Here is a 20326-nt window from a genome sequence, read left to right as displayed (position 1 = left end):
CGAGTGTCCGCGATTCCACCGACCGGGTTCACCCACGACCATGGCAGTATGACGCCATGGCGCTCACGGGACAGGTCAAGGAGGAGCTCGCGCGGGTGCGGGTGGCGAAGACGTCCTGCCGTAAGGCAGAGGTCTCCGCGACACTGCGGTTCTCCGGCGGTCTCCACATCATCTCCGGTCGGGTCGTGATCGAGGCGGAGCTCGACACGGAGGCGGCGGCGACCCGGCTGCGACATGCGATCCACGACCTGTACGGGCACACGAGCGAGCTCATCGTGGTCCAGGCGGGCGGGCTGCGGAAGAGCTCGCGGTTCGTGGTCCGGGTGGTCCGCGAGGGGGAGTCGCTCGCCCGTCAGACCGGCCTGCTCGACGCACGGGGCCGCCCCGTGCGCGGCCTCGCGCCCGAGGTGGTGTCCGCCGGCGTGCAGGAGGCCGAGGCCGTCTGGCGCGGAGCGTTCCTCGCGCACGGCTCCCTGACGGAACCCGGCCGGTCCATGGCGCTCGAGGTGACCAGCCCCGGGCCGGAGGCGGCGCTCGCGCTCGTCGGCGCGGCCCGCCGGCTGGGCGTCGCGGCCAAGTCCCGAGAGGTGCGCGGCATCGACCGCGTGGTGATCCGCGACGGCGACTCCATCGGGCGGATGCTCGAGCGCATCGGCGCACCCGAGACGTTGAAGGTCTGGGAGGAGCGCAGGGAGCGCCGCGAGGTGCGCGGCACCGCGAACCGCCTGGCGAACTTCGACGACGCGAACCTGCGCCGGTCCGCCCGCGCCGCGGTCGCGGCGGGGGCCCGGGTCCAGCGTGCCTTCGAGATCCTGGGCGACGAGCTGCCCGACCACCTGCGACAGGCCGGTGAGCTCCGCCTCGCGCACAAGCAGGCGTCGCTCGAGGAGCTGGGCCGCCTGGCCGAGCCGCAGCTGTCCAAGGACGCCGTGGCGGGCCGGATCCGTCGCCTGCTGTCCACGGCGGACAAGCGCGCCCTCGAGCTCGGCGTGCCCGACACCGAGGCCGGGCTGCCCGCCGACCTGCTGGACCTCTGACCTGCTGGACCTCTGACCTGCTGGACCTCTGACCTGCTGGACCTCTGACCTGCTGGACCTCTGACCTGGACCGCAGGATCCGGGTTGTGAGAACGAACAGAACCCTGAGTCGCACACTGTCTGGGCTCGGGTCACGGTTCGGCACGGTTCGGGTATAGGCTCGAAATCGTCAGGTGACGACGCCGTGACCATCGCGTTTCCCGTTCGGGTCGTCGCGAGGTCGCGGTGCCCGGACTACCCGGCAACGCACTGCGCCGTCGACCATCGACGCCAGTGGCGACAGATACAAGGAAACGTGTGCGCCGGGACGGCCGGCGCCCCTGAGGAGGGCATTGTGACCATCCGCGTCGGCATCAACGGCTTCGGCCGTATCGGCAGGAACTTCTACCGGGCTCTCGTCGAGTCGGGTGCAGACATCGAGGTCGTTGGCGTCAACGACCTGACCGACAACAAGACGCTCGCGCACCTGCTCAAGTACGACACGGTGCTGGGCCGCCTCGGCAAGACCGTCGAGTTCGACGACGAGAACATCATCGTGGACGGCAAGAAGATCCGCGCGCTCGCGGAGCGCGACCCCGCGAACCTCCCCTGGGGCGAGCTGGGCGCGGACATCGTCATCGAGTCCACGGGCTTCTTCACGGACGCCACCAAGGCGAAGGCGCACATCGACGCCGGCGCCAAGAAGGTCATCATCTCGGCCCCGGCCAAGAACGAGGACGCCACCTTCGTCATGGGCGTCAACAACGAGCTGTACGACCCGGCGGCGCACCACATCATCTCGAACGCGTCGTGCACCACCAACTGCCTCGCCCCGCTGGCGAAGGCGCTGAACGACTCGATCGGCATCGAGCGTGGCCTCATGACCACGATCCACGCCTACACGGGTGACCAGAACCTGCAGGACGGCCCGCACAAGGACCTGCGCCGCGCCCGTGCCGCCGCGCAGAACATCGTCCCCACCACGACGGGTGCCGCCAAGGCCGTGTCGCTGGTGCTCCCGGAGCTCAAGGGCAAGCTCGACGGTTACGCGCTGCGCGTGCCGGTCATCACCGGCTCGGCCACGGACCTCACGTTCGAGGCGCCGCGCGAGGTGACGCTCGAGGAGGTCAACGCCGCGGTCAAGGCCGCCGCCGAGGGCCCGCTCAAGGGCGTGCTGGAGTACGTCGAGGACGACATCGTCTCCTCGGACATCGTGACCAACCCGCACCAGAGCATCTACGACGCGAAGCTCACCAAGGTGATCGGCAACCAGGTCAAGGTCGTCTCCTGGTACGACAACGAGTGGGGCTACTCGAACAGCCTCGTGAACCTCACCGTGTTCGTCGGCGAGAAGCTCTGACGGCTTTTCCCCCAGCGTGATCCCCGACGTCCGCGTGCGCATCGGCCAGCCGGCGCACGCGGACGTCGTCATGTGACGGAACCCCGACTGGCGAAGAACCTGTCTGCCGGTCTCTCGACCTGGAGTGCTCCTATGAAGACCATCGACTCCCTCGGCGACCTGCGCGGCAAGCGCGTCCTGGTCCGCTCAGACTTCAACGTCCCGCTCGACGGGACCACGATCACCGACGACGGCCGCATCCGCGCGGCGCTGCCGACGCTGAAGCGGCTGACCGACGCCGGTGCGCGCGTCGTCGTGCTGGCACACCTCGGCCGCCCCAAGGGCGCGCCGGACCCGCAGTACTCGCTCGCGCCCGTCTCGGCTCGCCTGGGCGAGCTGCTCGGGCAGGACGTCGTGCTCGCCGAGGACCTCGTCGGAGGCTCGGCGAAGTCGACCGTGGAGGCCCTCGCCGACGGTCAGGTCGCCCTCCTGGAGAACGTCCGCTTCGACGCGCGCGAGACCTCGAAGGTCGACGCGGAGCGCGCCGAGCTCGCCGGTGAGCTGGCGCAGCTCGCCGACGCGTTCGTCTCGGACGGCTTCGGCGTGGTGCACCGCAAGCAGGCGTCCGTGTACGACATCGCGCAGGTGCTGCCCGCAGCCGCCGGCGACCTGGTGCTCGGCGAGGTCGAGTCGCTGTCGAAGGCGACCGGCGAACCCGAGCGCCCGTACGCCGTCGTGCTCGGCGGTTCCAAGGTGTCGGACAAGCTGGGCGTCATCGCGAACCTGCTGACCAAGGCGGACCGCCTGCTCATCGGCGGCGGCATGGTCTTCACCTTCCTGGCGGCCAAGGGGCTGTCGGTGGGCGACAGCCTGCTGGAGGACGACCAGATCGACACCGTCAAGGGCTACATCGCCACGGCCGAGGAGAACGGCGTCGAGATCGTGCTGCCGGTCGACATCGTCGCGGCCGACTCGTTCGCCGCCGACGCGCCGCATCAGGTCGTCGCCGCCGACTCGATCCCCGACGGCACCATGGGCCTGGACATCGGCCCCGAGTCGGGCAAGCTGTTCGCGCAGAAGCTGGCCGACGCGAAGACGATCGCCTGGAACGGCCCCATGGGCGTGTTCGAGTTCGAGGCGTTCGCCGCGGGCACCACCGCCGTCGCACAGGGGATCATCGACGCGACCGCCGACGGCGCGTTCTCCATCGTGGGTGGCGGCGACTCGGCAGCGGCCGTGCGCGCGCTCGGCTTCGACGAGGCCGGCTTCAGCCACATCTCGACCGGTGGCGGCGCGAGCCTCGAGCTGCTGGAGGGCAAGGAGCTCCCCGGCCTCACGGTGCTCGCCGACTGACCCGGTGCTCGCCGACTGACCTGCCGTACCTCCCAGAACTCCTAGCGAAGGAAGAATCACGTGGCAACGACTCGCACGCCGCTCATGGCGGGCAACTGGAAGATGAACCTGGACCACCAGCAGGCGATCAGCACGGTCCAGAAGCTGTCCTGGTCCCTCAAGGACGCCAAGCACGACTACACGGCGGTCGAGGTGGCCGTGCTGCCGCCGTTCACCGACCTGCGGTCGGTGCAGACGCTCGTGGACGGCGACAAGCTGGAGCTCGTCTACGGCGCCCAGGACATCTCCACGCACGAGTCCGGCGCGTACACCGGTGAGGTCTCCGGGGCGATGCTGGCGAAGCTGGGCTGCACCTACGTGGTGATCGGGCACTCCGAGCGCCGCGAGCACCACGGCGAGTCCGACGTGCTGATCAACGCCAAGGTGCGCGCGGCCTTCGCGAACGGCCTCACGCCGATCCTCTGCGTGGGCGAGGGCCTCGAGGTCCGCAAGGCCGGCGACCAGGTCGCGCACACGCTCGCTCAGGTCAGGGCCGCGCTGGTGGAGGTGCCTGCCGAGCAGGTGGCGAGCATCGTCGTCGCCTACGAGCCCGTGTGGGCCATCGGCACGGGCGAGGTCGCCACCCCGGAGGACGCGCAGGAGGTCTGCGGTGCGATCCGCGGCGTGCTCGGCGAGCTGTACGACGCGCCGGTCGCCGACGGAGTGCGCGTGCTCTACGGCGGCTCGGTGAAGTCGGGCAACGTCGCGCAGATCATGGCGCAGCCCGACGTCGACGGCGCCCTGGTCGGCGGGGCCAGCCTGGACCCGGAGGAGTTCGCGAAGATCGCGCGCTACCAGTCCCACGTCACCGCCTGAGTCCGCCCCCCACTCGTCAGGCGTGCGGGTCGCCGCGGTGACCCGCACGCCTGACACGACGTCGTTCCGAGACCGTCCCGCAACCTGCCTGAGGTACCCTCACTCGGGGGCGATGTTCGAGGTACGGCTCGCTTTTCGAGGCTCCGCGGAGTCCTGAACAGGGGGTTCGCACTGTGAGGTACGTCTCGCTTACTCTTGACCGATCCGCCGCCGGGACACGCCCGGCACACCTACAACCGAGGACGTGAACCCGTGGACGCGCTCCGCATCATCCTGGAAGTCCTGCTGGTCCTGACCAGCGGCTTTCTCACCATGCTCATCCTGCTCCACAAGGGCAAGGGTGGCGGACTGTCCGACATGTTCGGTGGCGGTATCTCGATGGGCGCCGGTTCCTCCGGCGTGGCCGAGCGCAACCTCAACCGCATCACCATCGCCTTCGCCCTCGTGTGGGCCGTGGTGATCGTCCTGCTCGGGCTCATCCAGAAGGTCAGCTGACCCGGTCGCCAAGCGCCTAGCAGCTGACGGCCACACACAGAGGGGACGACAGACGTGGCATCAGGTGGTCATGCGATTCGGGGGAGCCGGGTAGGCGCCGGCCCTCTCGGGGAGACGGAGCGCGGCGACACAGCCCCGCGCATCCGGGTTTCTTACTGGTGTGCCAACGGGCACGAGACGGCACCGAGCTTCTCGGTGGGCGAGGACGTGGAGGCCCCCACCCAGTGGGACTGCCCGCGTTGCGGCTTCCCGGCGGGGATGGACCCGGTCAATCCCCCGTCTCCCGTACGGAACGAGCCGTACAAGACGCACCTCGCGTACGTGAAGGAACGCCGCTCCGACGAGGACGGCGCAGCCCTCCTGGAGGAGGCGCTGGAAGCACTGCGCGTCCGCCGTGGTGGACGCGTCGCACGCTAAGAGTTTTCGCGCCGAGGTAGTCATGCAGCGAGGTAGTCACCTGGTTCACACTGGGTGACTACCTCGCTGCATGACTACCTCGCCAGATGACTACCTCGCCAGGGGACTACCTCGGCGTGGTGGTGCCGGCCGCGTCCACGTCCAGCAGCCAGAGCGTGCGCGCCTGGCCGACGGCGCCTGCCGCCGGCACGTCCGTCACGGGGCCGTCCGCCAGCGCCGCGGCCACCTGCTGGGCCTTCTCGGCGCCCGCCGCCACGATCCAGACCTCCCGGGCGGAGCGGATCGCGTCGAAGGTGAGCGAGACCCGCTCCGGCGGCGGCTTGGGCGAACCGTGCACGCCCGTCGTCGTGCCCTGCGCCGTCAGGCCGTCGTGGCCGGGGAACAGGGAGGCGACGTGCCCGTCCGGACCCATCCCGAGCAGCAGGACGTCGAACGCGGGCACCGCGTCCCGGCCGCCCGCGTGCTCCTGGCCCGCGTGCTCCCGGAGGGTCGCCGCGTAGTCCGCGGCGGCCTCCTCGGACGTCGCGACGGACGTCGGCCCCGCCATGGGGTGCACGTTGGCCTCGGGGAGCCCGTGCTCGGCGACGAGGACGTCGAGCAGGGCCTCCCGTGCCTGGGTCTCGTTCCGGTCGGCGTCGCCGTCCGGCAGGAACCGCTCGTCCCCCCACCAGAGGTGGACGCCCGACCAGTCGACGGCAGGCACCAGCGGGCTCTCGGCCACGGCCGCGAGGGTCGCGATACCGACCGAGCCGCCCGTCAGCACCACGTGCACGGGGGAGCGCACGGACTGGACGTCCAGCACCCGGGTGAGCAGCCGTGCGGCAGCCGCCTGCGCGAGCACCGTCTTGTCGGGGTGCACGACGACGAGCCGTGCCCCCGGCGCTGACGTCGAGCCGGACATCAGGCGGCCGTCCGCGTGGTGACCTGTCCCAGGCCCCGGATGAGGGTCTCCTCGAAGATCTCGTCCGGGTCGAGCCGCCGCAGCTCCTCGATCAGCGCCTCGTTGAGCGCCCGGATCGGCAGGGCGATCCGGCGGGCCGGCTTGCCCGGCTGGGTGATCGTGACGGTCCGGCCGTCGGGCCGGTCGAGCACGATCGGGCCGCTCTTGCGCTCCAGGGTGACGCGGGTGATCGCGTCGTCGCTGGACGTGCGTACCACCTCGGCCGGGCAGTGCAGCCGTGCGCCGAGCCACGCGGCGAGCAGGTCGAGCGACGTGTGCCGCTTCTGCCCCTCGACCGTCACGGACAGCACCGGCTCGAACGGCGGCTGCTCGATGGCGGCCGCGATCAGCGCCCGCCACAGGGTCACGCGGGCCCAGGCCAGGTCGGTGTCCCCGGGGGCGTACGCCCCGGCGAGGTTGCCGAGCATGTCGACCGGGCTCTTCGCGACCGTGCTGTCGATGATCCGGCGGGCCGCCATGGCGCCCACCGGGTCCTGCGACGGCACCGCGGGTGCCTCACGCGGCCACCAGGCCACGATCGGCGCGTCGGGCAGCAGGAGCGGCATCACCAGCGTGTCGGTCCGTTCGAGGAGCGGTCCGAAGGCGCGCAGCACCACCACCTCGGAGGCACCGGCGTCACCACCCACGCGGATCTGCGCGTCGAGGCGCCCTTCGGTGCCGCGCGCGGCAGGGGCGACGACGATGACCCGGCACGGGTGCTCACGGCTCGCGTCGTTCGCGGCCTCGACCGCCTCCTCGACGTCCTGCTCGTCGGCGAGGACGACGAGCGTGAGCACGCGGCCGAGGGCCACCGCACCACCCTCGTCGCGCAGCCGCACGAGACGCTTGTTGACGTCGTTCGACGTGGTATCGGGCATGTCGATGATCACTAGGGTCGCCTCCAGGTCCTGCCGTCGCGCTCCATCATGGCGTCTGCCGACGGCGGACCCCAGGTGCCAGAGGCGTACGGCTCGGGCGTGCCCTTGCGTGCCCAGAAGGACGTGATGGGGTCGAGGATCTTCCAGGAGAGCTCGACCTCCTCACGCGTCGGGAACAGCGGCGGGTCGCCGAGCAGCACGTCGAGGATGAGCCGCTCGTAGGCCTCGGGGGACGACTCGGTGAACGAGTGCCCGTACCCGAAGTCCATCGTCACGTCGCGCACCTGCATCGCGGTGCCCGGCACCTTGGCGCCGAACCGCATGGTGACGCCCTCGTCGGGCTGCACGCGGATGACCAGGGCGTTGTTCCCGAGCTCGGACGTCAGGGAGGACTCGAACGGCAGGTGCGGCGCCTTCTTGAACACCACAGCCACCTCGGTGACACGGCGGCCCAGGCGCTTGCCGTGGCGCAGGTAGAACGGCACGCCCGCCCACCGGCGGTTGTCCACGTCCACCCGGATGGCGGCGAACGTCTCCGTGGCGGAGTCCTTCGCGATGCCGTCCTCCTCGAGGAACCCCGGCACCTCCGCACCGCCCTGCCACCCGGCCTCGTACTGGCCGCGCGCGGTGTGCTTGCCCAGGTCGGCCGGAAGCCGCACCGAGGAGAGCACCTTGATCTTCTCGGCGCGCAGCTCGGCGGCGTCGAAGTTGACGGGTTCCTCCATGGCCACCAGCGCCAGGAGCTGGATCAGGTGGTTCTGGATGACGTCGCGCGCGGCGCCGATCCCGTCGTAGTACCCGGCGCGACCGCCGATGCCGATGTCCTCGGCCATCGTGATCTGCACGTGGTCCACGTAGTTCGAGTTCCAGATGGGCTCGAACATCGTGTTCGCGAAGCGCAGTGCCAGCAGGTTCTGGACGGTCTCCTTGCCGAGGTAGTGGTCGATCCGGAAGACCGACTCCGGCTCGAAGACCTTCGACACCACGGCGTCGAGCTCCTTGGCGCTGGCGAGGTCGTGCCCGAAGGGCTTCTCGATGACCACCCGGCGCCACGCGTCCACGCCGTCGCCGTCCGCGTCGTCGTCGGGACGCGACAGGCCGTGCTTCGAGAGCTGCTCGCACACGACGGGGAACGCCGACGGCGGGACCGACAGGTAGAACGCGTGGTTACCGCCGGTGCCGCGCTCCTTGTCCAGGGTCTCGACGGTCTCCCGAAGACGCTCGAACGCGTCGTCGTCGTCGAACGAACCCTGGACGAAGCGGATGCCCTCGGCGAGCTGCCGCCACGTCGCCTCCCGGAAGGGAGTGCGGGCGTACTCCTTCACCGCGTCGTGCACCACCTGGGCGAAGTCCTGGTTCGCCCAGTCACGCCGGGCGAAGCCCGTCAGGGCGAACCCCGGCGGGAGCAGGCCGCGGTTGGCGAGGTCGTAGACGGCCGGCATGAGCTTCTTGCGCGACAGGTCGCCCGTCACGCCGAAGATCACCAGGCCGCTCGGCCCCGCGATGCGCGGCAGGCGCAGGTCGAGGGGGTCGCGCAGGGGATTGACCCCCTGCGCGATCTTCGCCGGCCTCACCGGTTGCCGGCCTCGTCGAGACCGGTCTTGGTGGTGGTCAGCAGCTCGTCCCAGCTGACCTCGAACTTCTTCACGCCCTCGTCCTCCAGCTGTGCCGTCACCTCGTCCATGGAGATGCCCTGCGCCTCGACCGCCGCGATGACGGCCGCGGCCTGCTCGCCCGAACCGGTGACGGTGTCGGCGAGCACGATGCCGTGGTCGGCGAACGCGTCGAGCGTCTTCTCGGGCATGGTGTTGACCACGCCCGCCACGACGAGCTCGTCCACGTACATCGTGTCGCGGTAGCTCGGGTCCTTCACACCGGTCGACGCCCACAGCGGACGCTGCGGCTGGGCGCCGGCGGCCTGCAGGGCCGCCCACCGCTCCGACGCGAAGACCTCCTCGTAGGCCGCGAAGGCCAGCCGGGCGTTCGCGATGGCGGCCTGACCACGCAGCGCGAGCGCCTCGTCCGTGCCGATCGCCGTCAGGCGCTTGTCGACCTCCGCGTCCACGCGGGACACGAAGAACGACGCCACGGAGCCGATGACCGACAGGTCGTGACCTGCTTCCTTGGCCTGCTCCAGGCCGGTCAGGAAGGCGTCCATCACCTCGCGGTAGCGCTGGATCGAGAAGATCAGTGTCACGTTCACGCTGATCCCCTTGGCGAGGGTCGACGTGATCGCGGGCAGACCCTCGACGGTGGCGGGGATCTTGATCATCACGTTCGGCCGGTCGACGGTCTCCCACAGCCGCACGGCGGTGGCCTTCGTCGCCGCCGTGTCGCGGGCCAGGCGCGGGTCCACCTCGATGGACACGCGGCCGTCCACCGCGGAGGTGGAGTCGTAGACGGGACGCAGCAGGTCGGCGGCGTCGCGCACGTCGTCAGTGGTGATGCGCTCGACAGCGGCCTCGACGTCCCCGCCGTTCGGCGGCCCGGCCAGCTCGGCCAGGATGCCGTCGTACGCGTCGCCCTGCGCGAGGGCGGCGGCGAAGATCGTCGGGTTGGTCGTGACCCCGACGACGTTCTTGGTGCTGATGAGCTCGGCCAGGTTGCCGGTGCGCAGTCGCTCGCGGGACAGGTCGTCCAGCCAGATGGCGACGCCCGCCTCGGACAACCTCTGGGTGGGACTGACGTTCTCGTCGGTCATCGTGCCCTTCCTCTCGTGTCCGTGTGCTTCGTCAGCGGCTCAGGACGCCGCCGCGATCGACTCCTTGGCGGCCTGGGCGACCGCCTCGGCCGTGATGCCGTACTCGGCGTAGAGCGTCTTGTAGTCGGCCGACGCGCCGTAGTGCTCGAGCGAGACGATGCGGCCGGCGTCGCCGACCACCTCGCGCCAGCCCTGCGCCACGCCAGCCTCGACCGAGACGCGGGCCTTCACACCGGACGGGATGACCGACTCGCGGTAGGAGTCGTCCTGCTTGTCGAACCACTCGCGCGAGGGCATGGAGACCACGCGGGCGTTGACACCGTCGGCGGCCAGGATCTCGCGCGCCTCGACGGCGAGCTGCACCTCGGAGCCGGTACCCACGAGGACGACGTCGGGCGTGCCCTCGGTGTCCAGGAGGGTGTAGCCGCCCCTGAGGGTGCCCTCGGCCGGGGCGAAGCCGTCCGTGCCACGGGGGTAGGTGGGCACGTTCTGGCGGGTGAGCACCAGGCCGGCCGGGTTGTCGCGGTTCTCGAGGATGCCGCGCCAGGCCCAGGCGGTCTCGTTCGCGTCCGCCGGGCGGACCACGTCGAGGTTCGGGATGGCGCGCAGGGCCGCGAGGTGCTCCACCGGCTGGTGGGTGGGGCCGTCCTCGCCGAGGCCGATCGAGTCGTGCGTCCACACGAACGTCGTCGGGATCTCCATCAGCGCCGCCAGGCGGACCGATGCGCGCATGTAGTCGGCGAACTGCAGGAACGTGCCGCCGTACGGGCGGGTCAGGCCGTGCAGCACGATGCCGTTGAGGATCGAGCCCATGCCGTGCTCGCGGATGCCGAAGTGCAGCGTGCGGCCGTACGGGTCGCCCGGGAACTTCTTGGTCGCGTGCTCGGTCGGCACGAAGGACGGCACCCCGTCCATCGTGGTGTTGTTCGAGCCGGCCAGGTCGGCCGAGCCGCCCCACAGCTCGGGCAGCACGTCGGCGAGGGCGCTCAGCACCTTGCCCGACGCCGCACGGGTCGCGACGCCCTTCTCGCTGGCCTCGAACTCCGGCAGGGAGCTGGTCCAGTCCGCGGGCAGCTCGTGGGCCCTCAGACGCTCCAGGAGCGCGGCCTGCTGCGGGTTCGCCGTCTTCCAGTCCGCGAAGGCGGACTCCCAGGCCTCACGCTGCGTGGCCTGGCGCTCGGCGACGGCACGCGTGTAGGAGAGCACCTCGGCGTCGATGGCGAACGTCGCCCCGGGGTCCAGGCCGAGCGCGGACTTGAGGCCCGCCACCTCGTCGGCGCCCATGGCCGAGCCGTGGATGCCACCCGTGTTCTGCTTGGTGGGGGCCGGCCAGCCGATGATGGTGCGCAGCGCGATGATCGACGGCTTGCCCGTCTCGGCCTTGGCGGCGTCGAGCGCGGCGGCCAGGCCGTCGGTGTCCTCGGCGTAGCCGTCGCCGCCCGAGGTCCAGTCCACGCGCTGGGTGTGCCAGCCGTAGGCCTCGTAGCGCTTCAGCACGTCCTCGGTGAAGGCGATGTCGGTGTCGTCCTCGATCGAGATCTTGTTGTCGTCCCAGATCAGGATCAGGTTGCCGAGCTGCTGGTGGCCCGCGAGCGACGAGGCCTCGGAGGTCACGCCCTCCTGCAGGTCGCCGTCGGACGCGATGACGTACACGTGGTGGTCGAACGGCGACTCGCCCGGGGCCGCGGCGGGGTCGAGCAGGCCGCGCTCGCGGCGCGAGGCCATCGCCATGCCGACGGCGGAGGCGAGGCCCTGGCCGAGCGGGCCCGTCGTGATCTCGACGCCGGTGGTGTGGCGGTACTCCGGGTGGCCGGGGGTCTTGGAGCCCCAGGTCCGCAGGGCGGCGATGTCGTCCATCTCGAGGCCGTAGCCGGCGAGGAAGAGCTGCAGGTAGATGGTCAGCGACGAGTGGCCGGCGCTCAGCACGAACCTGTCGCGGCCGATCCACTCCGGGTCGGACGGGTCGTGGCGCATGGCCTTCTGGAAGAGGAGGTACGCGGCCGGCGCGAGCGAGATCGCGGTTCCGGGATGTCCGTTGCCCACCTTCTCGACGGCGTCCGCAGCCAGTGCCTTGATGGCCTTGACCGCTCGCTCGTCGAGCTCCGACCACTCCAGGGGCTTCAGCACGGGGTCGAAAGCGTTCACGAGTCCTCTTTCTCTCCGCCGTCGACCCCCGGACGGGCCGGAGAGCCGCGCAGCGTGCGTGCGGCGGCGGCGGGATGCCGGCCGCCCTTCGTTCGATGGCGTCAACAACCCTATACGCGGGGATCATCCGTCGCGCAGGGCTGTCCACGCTGTGTACGGCGGGCGAGGTCAGGACAAATCTCACACGTCGTCGCGGGAATGCGGTGTGCGCCCCGGTCACGCTGCGACGTACGATGAGCACGCGCCTGACCGGTATGAGGACCTACCAGGTGCTTTGCTGACCTCAGACTCTCTCGAACGGAACTGCGACGCGCGTGAGAACGAGCCACTCGACGACCGGCCAGACCGCGCGTCCCCAGACCTCCAGCCCCCAGGCGCCCGTCACCGATGACGAGCAGCGTCCCGGCGGCTGGTTCCTTCGCCGGGCCGGCGCCTACGTCGCGCTGACCAAGCCGCGTGTGGTCGAGCTGCTGCTCGTCACCACGGTGCCCACCATGATTCTCGCGGCCGACGGGCTGCCGGGCTTCTGGCTGATCATCGCCACCCTGATCGGCGGGGCGGGCGCCGCCGGCAGCGCCAACGCGTTCAACATGTGGTGGGACCGTGACATCGACCAGGTGATGAACCGGACCAAGAAGCGTCCGATGGCGACGGGGGAGATCACCCCGGCCGCCGGTCTGGTGTTCGCGTCCATCCTCGGCCTGCTGTCGCTGGCCTGGTTCGTGGTGATGGTGAACTGGGCCGCGATGTGGCTCGCCCTGGCCGCCATCGTCATCTACGTCGTCGGCTACACGATGATCCTCAAGCGCCGTACCCCGCAGAACATCGTCTGGGGCGGCATCGCCGGCTGCTTCCCGGTGTTCATCGGCTGGGCCGCCGTGACGGGCGAGCTGAGCTGGGCGGCGCTCGCCCTGTTCGGCATCATCTTCTTCTGGACGCCGCCGCACTACTGGCCGCTCTCGATCAAGTTCAAGAAGGACTACGCCAACGCCAAGGTCCCGATGCTGCCGGTGGTCAGCGACGACAAGCGCGTCGCCGCCGAGATGGTCGGCTACACGCTCGCGATGATCGCCTGCTCGCTCGTCCTGACGCCGCTGGCCGGCATGTCGTGGGTGTACACGGCGTCGGCCGCCGCGCTGGGCGTGTGGTTCCTCTGGTCCACGATCGCGATGCTGCGCCGTGCGCAGGGCAGCGCGGCGGGCAAGCTGGGCGCCATGAAGGTGTTCCACGCGTCGATCACCTACCTGTCGCTGCTGTTCGTCGCCGTCGCCGTGGACGTCTTCCTCCCGTTCTGACCCGTGGTTCTGGCCCGTGGTTCTGACCCGGGTCACCGGGCGGTCATGATTCGGCCGGTGCGGACGTCCCGGCCTAGGCTGAGGGCGTGACCGAGACCCCAGCCGACCGAACCACCGAACCTGCCGACCAGTCCGGACGCTACGCGGCGGGCCTGCCGACGGCGTCAGCCGTCGTACCGGAGGGTGACCTCGCTCCGCGCCGGGCGGCCCGCGAGAAGTCTCGCGTGGCCCCCGACTACGCGCGTGCCTGGCTCCTGCTGTCCGCGATGCGGACCGAGCTCTTCGACAAGGCTCAGCTCTCCCGCGCGGACCAGGTGATCCTCGACTGCGAGGACGCCATCGACGACTCGTTGAAGGACGAGGCGCGCGAGAACGTCATCCGGTGGATCAAGAACGGTGGCTCCGCCTGGGTCCGGATCAACGACCGCCAGGCGTCGTCGTGGGCTGACGACGTCGCCCACCTGCGCGGGCTCAAGGGGCTCAACGGGGTCATGCTCGCCAAGACCGAGAGCGCCGACGACGTCATCGACACCGCGCAGCGGCTCGGCGGCGACGTGCCGGTGATCCCGCTCGTGGAGTCGGCCCTCGGCATCGAGGAGGCCGTCAACATCGCCAGGGCGCGCGGCGCGTTCCGCCTCGCGTTCGGTTCGGGCGACTACCGCCGCGACACCGGGGCGGCGAACGAGCCCATGGCCATGGCCTACCCGCGCACGCGGCTCGTGGTCGCCAGCCGCATCGGCGGGCTGCCCGGCCCCGTGGACGGGCCGACGGTGGCGTCGTCGCACGCGCTGCTGCGCGAGCAGTCCGCCGACGCCGTCAACCTCGGCATGACCGGCAAGCTCTGCCTGGACTTCGAGCAGTCGGCCGTCATCAACGAGTCCTTCGCGCCCACGTCGTCCGACGTGGCCTGGGCCGTCGACTTCTTCGCCGAGTTCGAGGCCGCCGGCTCCGTGATCCGCGACGGCAGCGACAAGCCGCGCCTCGCGCGCGCCCAGGTGATCCGCTCGCGTGCGGAGCTCTTCGGTATCAACCCGTCCTGAGCAGCCCGTCCTGAGCAGCCCGTCCTGAGCAGCCCGTCCTGAGCAGCCCGGTCCCGGCGGGGTGATCTACCGCGCGTGGCGGCCGACCGGCGTGGCCAGCTCGTCCGGGCGGGCCACGCTCGGCATGATGGGCCGGTGTCCATCGTCCCCACCCACCCGCAGTCGCCCCGTCGGACCCAGCCCGCCCCGCCTCCGGACGCCCAGCTCGACGGTGCCCTGCGGGACTACCTCGCGCACCTGAGCGTGGAACGCGGGCTCTCGGCCAACACCGTCGCCGCGTACCGCCGCGACCTCGTGCGGTACGCCGGGTACCTCGCGTCGGCCGGCCGGCCCGGGCTGTCCGGGGTCACGGAGGCGGACGTCACGGGGTTCGTCGAGGCGGTGCGCCAGGGGTCCGACGGCGGTCGCCCGCTGTCGCCGTCGTCCACCGCGCGGGCCCTGGCCGCCGTGCGGGGCTGGCACCGGTTCGCCCAGGCCGAGGGCATCGCGGTGGACGACCCGTCCGCGGAGGTGCGGGCGCCCACCCAGATGCGGCGCCTGCCGCACGCGCTGGCCGTGGACGACGTCGCCGCGCTGCTGGACGCCGCCGGTGCGGGGGAGGGTCCGCTGCCGCTGCGGGACCGGGCGCTCCTCGAGCTGCTGTACGCCACCGGCGCGCGGATCTCCGAGATCGTGGGACTGGACGTCGACGGCGTGAGCGACAGCACCGGCGTGCGCCTGTTCGGCAAGGGGTCGAGGGAACGGGCGGTGCCCGTCGGCTCCTTCGCCCGCGACGCCCTCGACGCCTACCTGGTCAGGGCCCGCCCCGCGCTGGCCGCCGTCGGCCGCGGCACGCCCGCGCTGTTCCTCAACACGCGCGGCGCCCGCATGTCCCGGCAGACCGCCTGGGCCGCCCTGCAGGCCGCCGCGGCCCGTGCGGGGCTCAAGGAGCACGTCTCCCCGCACACGCTGCGGCACTCGTTCGCCACGCACCTGCTGTCCGGCGGGGCGGACGTGCGGGTGGTCCAGGAGCTGCTGGGGCACGCGTCGGTCACGACCACGCAGATCTACACGATGGTCACCCCGGACGCCCTGCGCGAGGTCTACGCGGCGGCCCACCCGCGTGCGCGATAGGCGGACGGCGGTCCGCTGGGCGGTCCGGCCGGCCGCGCAGCCGAAGGACGCCACGCCGAGGCCGCGACCCGGGTGGCGCCCACACTCTGGTATAGCGTGGCGGGCGTGAGCGAGGCACCCAGCCAGGAGGGAGCGAACACGATGACCGACATGCTTCTCGGCAAGACGGTCGTCGGCGCACCTACGGACTCGGAGATCGTGCGCGACGTCGTCGGGCGCGTCATGCCGGAGCTGCCGGAGCCGGCGCCGCTGACGAGCCACGGCCCCGCGCGCATCATCGCGATGTGCAACCAGAAGGGCGGGGTCGGCAAGACCACCACCACGATCAACCTCGGTGCCTGCCTGGCCGAGTACGGCCGCAAGGTGCTCCTGGTGGACTTCGACCCGCAGGGCGCCGCGTCGGTCGGCATCGGGGTCAATCCCCACGAGCTCGACCTCACGGTCTACAACCTGCTCATGGAGCGGAACGTGGACATCCAGGACGTGCTCATCCCCTCCGGGATCGAGAACCTCGACGTGCTGCCCGCGAACATCGACCTGTCGGCGGCCGAGGTGCAGCTCGTCGGCGAGGTGGCCCGCGAGTCCGTGCTCGCCCGCGCCCTGCGCCCCGTGATCGACGACTACGACGTCATCCTGATCGACTGCCAGCCCAGCCTCGGGCTGCTGACCGTGAACGCCCTGACGGCCGCGCACGGCGTGCTGATCCCCCTGGAGTGCGAGTTCTTCGCGCTGCGCGGGGTGGCGCTGCTGGTGGAGACCATCGAGAAGGTCCGGGACCGGCTGAACCCGGCCCTTGAGATCGACGGTATCCTCCCCACCATGTACGACTCGCGCACCCTCCACTCCCGTGAGGTCGTGGCCCGGGTGCACGAGGCCTTCGGTGACACGCTGCTGCACTCGATCATCGGGCGCACGGTGAAGTTCCCCGACGCCACGGTCGCCGCGGAGCCCATCACGGCCTACGCGCCGGGCCACCCGGGGGCCGCGGCGTACCGTCAGCTCGCCCGGGAGCTCGTGGCCCGTGGCGACGCTGCCTGACGTCCTGGAGGCGGCGCCGGAGGTACCCGGTCCCGACGCGCCTCCCGTCGAGGAGCGGCGGACGACCCGCACGTTCCAGGTCCGGCTGCACAACTTCGAGGGACCGTTCGACCTGCTGCTCTCGCTCATCGCGAAGCACAAGATGGACGTCACCGAGGTGGCGCTCGCGGTCGTGACGGACGAGTTCGTCGCGCACATCCGCGAGGCGGAGCGGGCGTCCCGGGAGGCCGCCGCGCGCGGCGAGGAGCACGAGTCCTGGGACCTCGGTGTGGCCAGCGAGTTCCTCGTCATCGCTGCGACACTGCTCGACCTCAAGGCCGCCCGGCTGCTGCCCGGCGTGATCGACGAGGACGCCGAGGACCTCGAGCTGCTGGAGGCCCGCGACCTGTTGTTCGCCCGGCTGCTGCAGTACCGGGCGTACAAGGAGGTCTCCAAGGTCCTCGCCGAGCAGCTCGCGTCGGCCGGGCGTCGGGTGCCGAGGCTGACACCGCTCGAGCCGCACCTCGCGGCGATCCTGCCGGACCTGGTGTGGGACACGTCGGGGGAGCGGCTCGCCGAGCTGGCTGCCCGGGTCCTGGCCCCCAAGCCGCCGCCCGTGGTGGGCCTGGCCCACCTGCACGGCTCCGCGGTGAGCGTGCGCGAGGAGGCGGGCGTGATCGTCAAGCGCCTGCGGGCGGAGCAGGCGCTGACGTTCCGGTCGCTCACTGCGGGGTCCGAGCGGCTCGTGACCGTCGCCCGGTTCCTGGCACTCCTGGAGCTGTTCCGCGACTCCCTGGTCAGCTTCGAGCAGGTCAGCCCGCTGGGCGAGCTGACGGTGCGGTGGGCCGCCGGGCCCGGCGACGGCGAGAAGTACCTCGACCCGCAGGCGGGGCCCAGCGAGTTCGACGAGGGTGACCTGGTCTCGCCGGAGCCCGCCGGGCAGGAGCCAGTGCCCGACACGCAGGAGCCCGCCGCGCAGGCGGGGCCGGAACAGGAAGAGACCGCTGAGCCCGGAACGGAGGTGACGGCATGACCATCGAGGAACAGGCACCCGAGGCCGTACGGGTGGACGCCCCCGCCGAGACGCCGACGCAGGACGAGCTGGCCTTCGTCGACGTGCACACGCTCCCCGGGGGTGCGCACGCGGCGGTCGAGGCGGTGCTCATGGTGGCCGACGCGCCGATCGGTGCCGACCGCATCGCGGCGTCGCTGAACCTCACCCAGGACGAGACCGACGACATCCTGCACGAGCTGGCCGACGAGTACGCGGGCCACCTCGGGTCGCGCCCGCGCGGGTTCGAGCTGCGCCGGACCGTCGACGGGTGGCGCATCTACTCCTCGGCGGCGCACGCGGACCCGGTGGGACGCTTCGTCCTGGACGGCCAGTCGGCGAAGCTGAGCCAGGCCGCGCTGGAGACGCTCGCGGTGGTCGCGTACCGTCAGCCGGTGACGCGAGGCCAGGTCAGCGCGGTGCGCGGCGTGAACGTCGACGGCGTCGTGCGGACCCTCCTGACCCGCGGGCTGATCGCCGAGATCGGCCAGGACCCGAGCTCGGGTGCAGTTCTGTTCGGAACCACGGGATACTTCTTGGAGCGGATGGACTTCTCGTCGCTCGACGAGCTGCCTCCGCTGGCGCCGCACCTGCCCGATCTCGACACGATCGACGGCCTCGACGGGCTGGACTCGTAGTCCGGTCCGTGGCCAGAGCGCCGGGCCCGACCACGGGTCCGCTGGCGGGTCCGCCTTCCCGACTCACCGAGAGACGAATCATGAGCAACGAACGCCGCGGCGGGAGCCGCCGCGAATCCAGTGGTGGCCAGCAGCCGCGCCGACCCGACCAGTCCGGCAAGGGCGGCAGGGGCGGTAACTTCCGGGGCGGCAGCTCCGCCAAGAGCCGTGCCCAGGCCAACGCCCCGCGCCGTCGGGCCGCGCAGCCCGCGGAGCAGGGCCGCGACGTCCACGTCGAGGGCGGTGTGCGGCTGCAGAAGGTGCTCGCGCAGGCCGGGCTCGGCTCCCGCCGCGCGAGCGAGGAGCTCATCGCGAACGGGCACGTCGAGGTCGACGGGCAGATCGTCACGGAGCTGGGCGTGCGGGTCGACCCCGACACCGCCGTCATCCACGTGGACGGGCTGCGCATCCAGCTGGACCAGGCCAAGGTGACCATCGCGCTGAACAAGCCGCTGGGCGTGGTCTCGACCATGGACGACCCCAAGGGCCGGCCGACCGTCGCCGACCTCATCAGGAACCGCGAGGAGCGGCTGTTCCACGTGGGCCGCCTCGATGCCGACAGCGAGGGCCTGCTGCTCCTGACGAACGACGGCGAGCTCGCCAACCGCCTGTCCCACCCCAAGTACGAGATCGCCAAGACGTATCTGGTGACCGTCGAGGGCGAGATCTTCCCGCGCGTGGGCCGCGAGCTGCTGAAGGGCGTCGAGCTCGACGACGGCGTCGCGAGGATGGACGCGGTCAAGGTGGTCCAGCAGATCGACGGCTACGCGATGCTGGAGGTCGTGCTGCACGAGGGGCGCAACCGGATCGTGCGCCGCATGTTCGACGCCGTCGGGCACCCCGTGACGCGCCTCGTGCGCACCCGGATCGGCCCCATCCCGCTGGGCGACCTCAAGTCGGGCCGCACCCGCGTCCTGGGCCGCACGGAGCTGGGCACCCTCATGGGCGCGGTAGACCTGTAACCTCTCTCGCTGAGTGCTGGGTCTTCGCCCCTCGTATGCACTCTGACGGGCAAATATCCAGCACTCAACGAAAGTGAGCGGGACTGTGACCAGCCCTGTTGTCGTCGCCATTGACGGGCCGTCCGGGTCCGGGAAGTCGAGCGTGTCCAAGGCGGTCGCGGCCCGGCTGGGCCTCGCCTACCTCGACACGGGCGCCATGTACCGGGCGGCCACCGTGTGGGGCATGGAGACGGCCGACCTGGACGACGCCGTGTCCGTGGCCACGGCCGTGCGCGCCATGCCGCTCGTCATGGGCCTGGACCCGGCCGCGCCGGGCGTCGAGCTGGACGGCAGGGACATCGCCGTGACGATCCGCTCGACCGAGGTCACTGCCGTCGTGTCGAAGGTGGCGTCCAACCTCGAGGTGCGCTCCGAGCTCAAGCGGCTCCAGCGCGAGATCATCGAGCAGGAGTCCAGCACGGTGCGCGCGGTGCACTCGGGCGGCCGGGGGATCGTCGCGGAGGGCCGCGACATCACCACGGTCGTCGCGCCCGACGCCGACGTGCGCGTGCTGCTCACCGCGTCGGAGGAGGCGCGCCTGCGCCGCCGGTCGCTGGAGGTGCACGGCGCGGCCTCCGCTGCCGCCGTGGACGCCACGCGGGACCAGGTGCTGCGCAGGGACCAGGACGACGCGAAGGTGACGCAGTTCCACGTCGCCGCCGACGGCGTGGCGACGGTCGACTCCAGCGACCTCGACTTCGAGCAGACCGTCGACGCCGTGCTCGCCGTCGTCACGCAGCTGACGGGGCGCGAGGTGGCGCCCTCCGCCTGAGGCGGCCCGAGGCGGCCCGCTCGCCTCCCTGACCGAGCGCGAGCGCGAGGTCCTCGCCCTCATGGCGGAGGGCCGGACGAACGGCTCGATCGCCGCCGCGCTGTTCGTGTCCGAGGCCGCGGTGCGCAAGCACGTCGGGAACATCTTCGCCAAGCTGCCGCTCGACCCCAGGTCGGACCGGCGCGTCTCGGCGGTGCTCGCGTACCTGCGGGACGGCTGAG

The 20326-nt window shown here is 71.3% G+C and carries 20 protein-coding genes; 15 read left to right on the top strand and 5 right to left on the bottom strand.

Features of this window, described 5'->3' with window-relative positions; translation table 11 throughout:
* Positions 1–56: 56 nt before the first annotated feature.
* The 6 genes from whiA to ACYVK7_RS09440 all read left to right on the top strand — a co-directional run bounded on the left by whiA (position 57) and on the right by ACYVK7_RS09440 (position 5475).
* Positions 57–1037, top strand: a complete 981-nt coding sequence (gene whiA, locus ACYVK7_RS09465) for a DNA-binding protein WhiA (protein ID WP_460887439.1) — start codon at positions 57–59, stop codon at positions 1035–1037.
* Positions 1038–1371: 334 nt separating this feature from the next.
* Complete coding sequence (gap, locus tag ACYVK7_RS09460; RefSeq protein ID WP_460887438.1) at positions 1372–2376, top strand: type I glyceraldehyde-3-phosphate dehydrogenase; 1005 nt, start codon at positions 1372–1374, stop codon at positions 2374–2376.
* A 132-nt stretch (positions 2377–2508) separates the two neighbouring features.
* A complete protein-coding gene (locus ACYVK7_RS09455) occupies positions 2509–3708 on the top strand; it encodes a phosphoglycerate kinase (RefSeq protein ID WP_460887437.1) in 1200 nt (399 codons plus the stop codon).
* 84 nt (positions 3709–3792) lie between these two features.
* A complete protein-coding gene (gene tpiA / locus ACYVK7_RS09450) occupies positions 3793–4563 on the top strand; it encodes a triose-phosphate isomerase (protein ID WP_460887913.1) in 771 nt (256 codons plus the stop codon).
* A 252-nt stretch (positions 4564–4815) separates the two neighbouring features.
* Complete coding sequence (gene secG / locus ACYVK7_RS09445) at positions 4816–5058, top strand: preprotein translocase subunit SecG (protein WP_020014806.1); 243 nt, start codon at positions 4816–4818, stop codon at positions 5056–5058.
* A gap of 54 nt (positions 5059–5112) precedes the next feature.
* Complete coding sequence (locus ACYVK7_RS09440; RefSeq protein WP_460887436.1) at positions 5113–5475, top strand: RNA polymerase-binding protein RbpA; 363 nt, start codon at positions 5113–5115, stop codon at positions 5473–5475.
* Between the two features lie 106 nt (positions 5476–5581).
* Here the strand turns inward: ACYVK7_RS09440 and pgl are convergent, their stop codons facing one another.
* The 5 genes from pgl to tkt are packed head-to-tail and all read right to left on the bottom strand — an operon-like array spanning position 5582 to position 12139.
* The gene (pgl, locus tag ACYVK7_RS09435) at positions 5582–6376 is read right to left on the bottom strand and encodes a 6-phosphogluconolactonase (RefSeq protein ID WP_460887435.1); all 795 of its coding nucleotides are present in this window, start codon (positions 6374–6376) and stop codon (positions 5582–5584) included.
* On the bottom strand, positions 6376–7305 hold the full coding sequence (gene opcA / locus ACYVK7_RS09430) for a glucose-6-phosphate dehydrogenase assembly protein OpcA (RefSeq protein WP_460887434.1): 930 nt from the start codon (positions 7303–7305) through the stop codon (positions 6376–6378). Before opcA ends, pgl begins: the two co-directional genes overlap by 1 nt.
* The gene (gene zwf / locus ACYVK7_RS09425; protein WP_460887433.1) at positions 7305–8867 is read right to left on the bottom strand and encodes a glucose-6-phosphate dehydrogenase; all 1563 of its coding nucleotides are present in this window, start codon (positions 8865–8867) and stop codon (positions 7305–7307) included. The genes opcA and zwf overlap by 1 nt, the downstream gene beginning before the upstream one ends.
* Positions 8864–9994 (bottom strand): transaldolase, encoded by a 1131-nt coding sequence (gene tal, locus ACYVK7_RS09420; protein ID WP_460887432.1) that lies wholly within the window; start codon positions 9992–9994, stop codon positions 8864–8866. Before tal ends, zwf begins: the two co-directional genes overlap by 4 nt.
* Positions 9995–10033: 39 nt before the next feature.
* The gene (gene tkt, locus ACYVK7_RS09415) at positions 10034–12139 is read right to left on the bottom strand and encodes a transketolase (RefSeq protein ID WP_460887431.1); all 2106 of its coding nucleotides are present in this window, start codon (positions 12137–12139) and stop codon (positions 10034–10036) included.
* Positions 12140–12453: 314 nt separating this feature from the next.
* Here tkt and ACYVK7_RS09410 point away from each other — a divergent pair, with 314 nt between their 5' ends.
* The 9 genes from ACYVK7_RS09410 (at position 12454) to ACYVK7_RS09370 (ending at position 20325) form a co-directional block, all read left to right on the top strand.
* Positions 12454–13434, top strand: a complete 981-nt coding sequence (locus tag ACYVK7_RS09410; protein WP_460887430.1) for a heme o synthase — start codon at positions 12454–12456, stop codon at positions 13432–13434.
* A gap of 224 nt (positions 13435–13658) precedes the next feature.
* Positions 13659–14474, top strand: a complete 816-nt coding sequence (locus ACYVK7_RS09405; protein ID WP_460887912.1) for an HpcH/HpaI aldolase/citrate lyase family protein — start codon at positions 13659–13661, stop codon at positions 14472–14474.
* 141 nt (positions 14475–14615) lie between these two features.
* A complete protein-coding gene (gene xerD, locus ACYVK7_RS09400; protein WP_460887911.1) occupies positions 14616–15587 on the top strand; it encodes a site-specific tyrosine recombinase XerD in 972 nt (323 codons plus the stop codon).
* Between the two features lie 150 nt (positions 15588–15737).
* On the top strand, positions 15738–16625 hold the full coding sequence (locus ACYVK7_RS09395) for a ParA family protein (RefSeq protein WP_460887910.1): 888 nt from the start codon (positions 15738–15740) through the stop codon (positions 16623–16625).
* Positions 16609–17637, top strand: a complete 1029-nt coding sequence (locus tag ACYVK7_RS09390) for a segregation and condensation protein A (protein ID WP_460887429.1) — start codon at positions 16609–16611, stop codon at positions 17635–17637. Before ACYVK7_RS09395 ends, ACYVK7_RS09390 begins: the two co-directional genes overlap by 17 nt.
* The gene (gene scpB / locus ACYVK7_RS09385) at positions 17634–18293 is read left to right on the top strand and encodes an SMC-Scp complex subunit ScpB (protein WP_460887428.1); all 660 of its coding nucleotides are present in this window, start codon (positions 17634–17636) and stop codon (positions 18291–18293) included. The genes ACYVK7_RS09390 and scpB overlap by 4 nt, the downstream gene beginning before the upstream one ends.
* Positions 18294–18373: 80 nt before the next feature.
* Positions 18374–19294: a pseudouridine synthase gene (locus tag ACYVK7_RS09380; RefSeq protein WP_460887427.1), complete on the top strand. Its 921-nt coding sequence runs from the start codon at positions 18374–18376 to the stop codon at positions 19292–19294.
* Between the two features lie 142 nt (positions 19295–19436).
* Positions 19437–20105: a (d)CMP kinase gene (locus ACYVK7_RS09375; protein WP_460887426.1), complete on the top strand. Its 669-nt coding sequence runs from the start codon at positions 19437–19439 to the stop codon at positions 20103–20105.
* 28 nt (positions 20106–20133) lie between these two features.
* A complete protein-coding gene (locus ACYVK7_RS09370) occupies positions 20134–20325 on the top strand; it encodes a response regulator transcription factor (RefSeq protein ID WP_460887909.1) in 192 nt (63 codons plus the stop codon).
* Position 20326 lies beyond the last annotated feature (1 nt).

This window comes from Promicromonospora xylanilytica (assembly GCF_054782895.1).
Note: the sequence above shows the minus strand (reverse complement) of the source record. Positions and strands in the feature narration are given on the sequence as shown.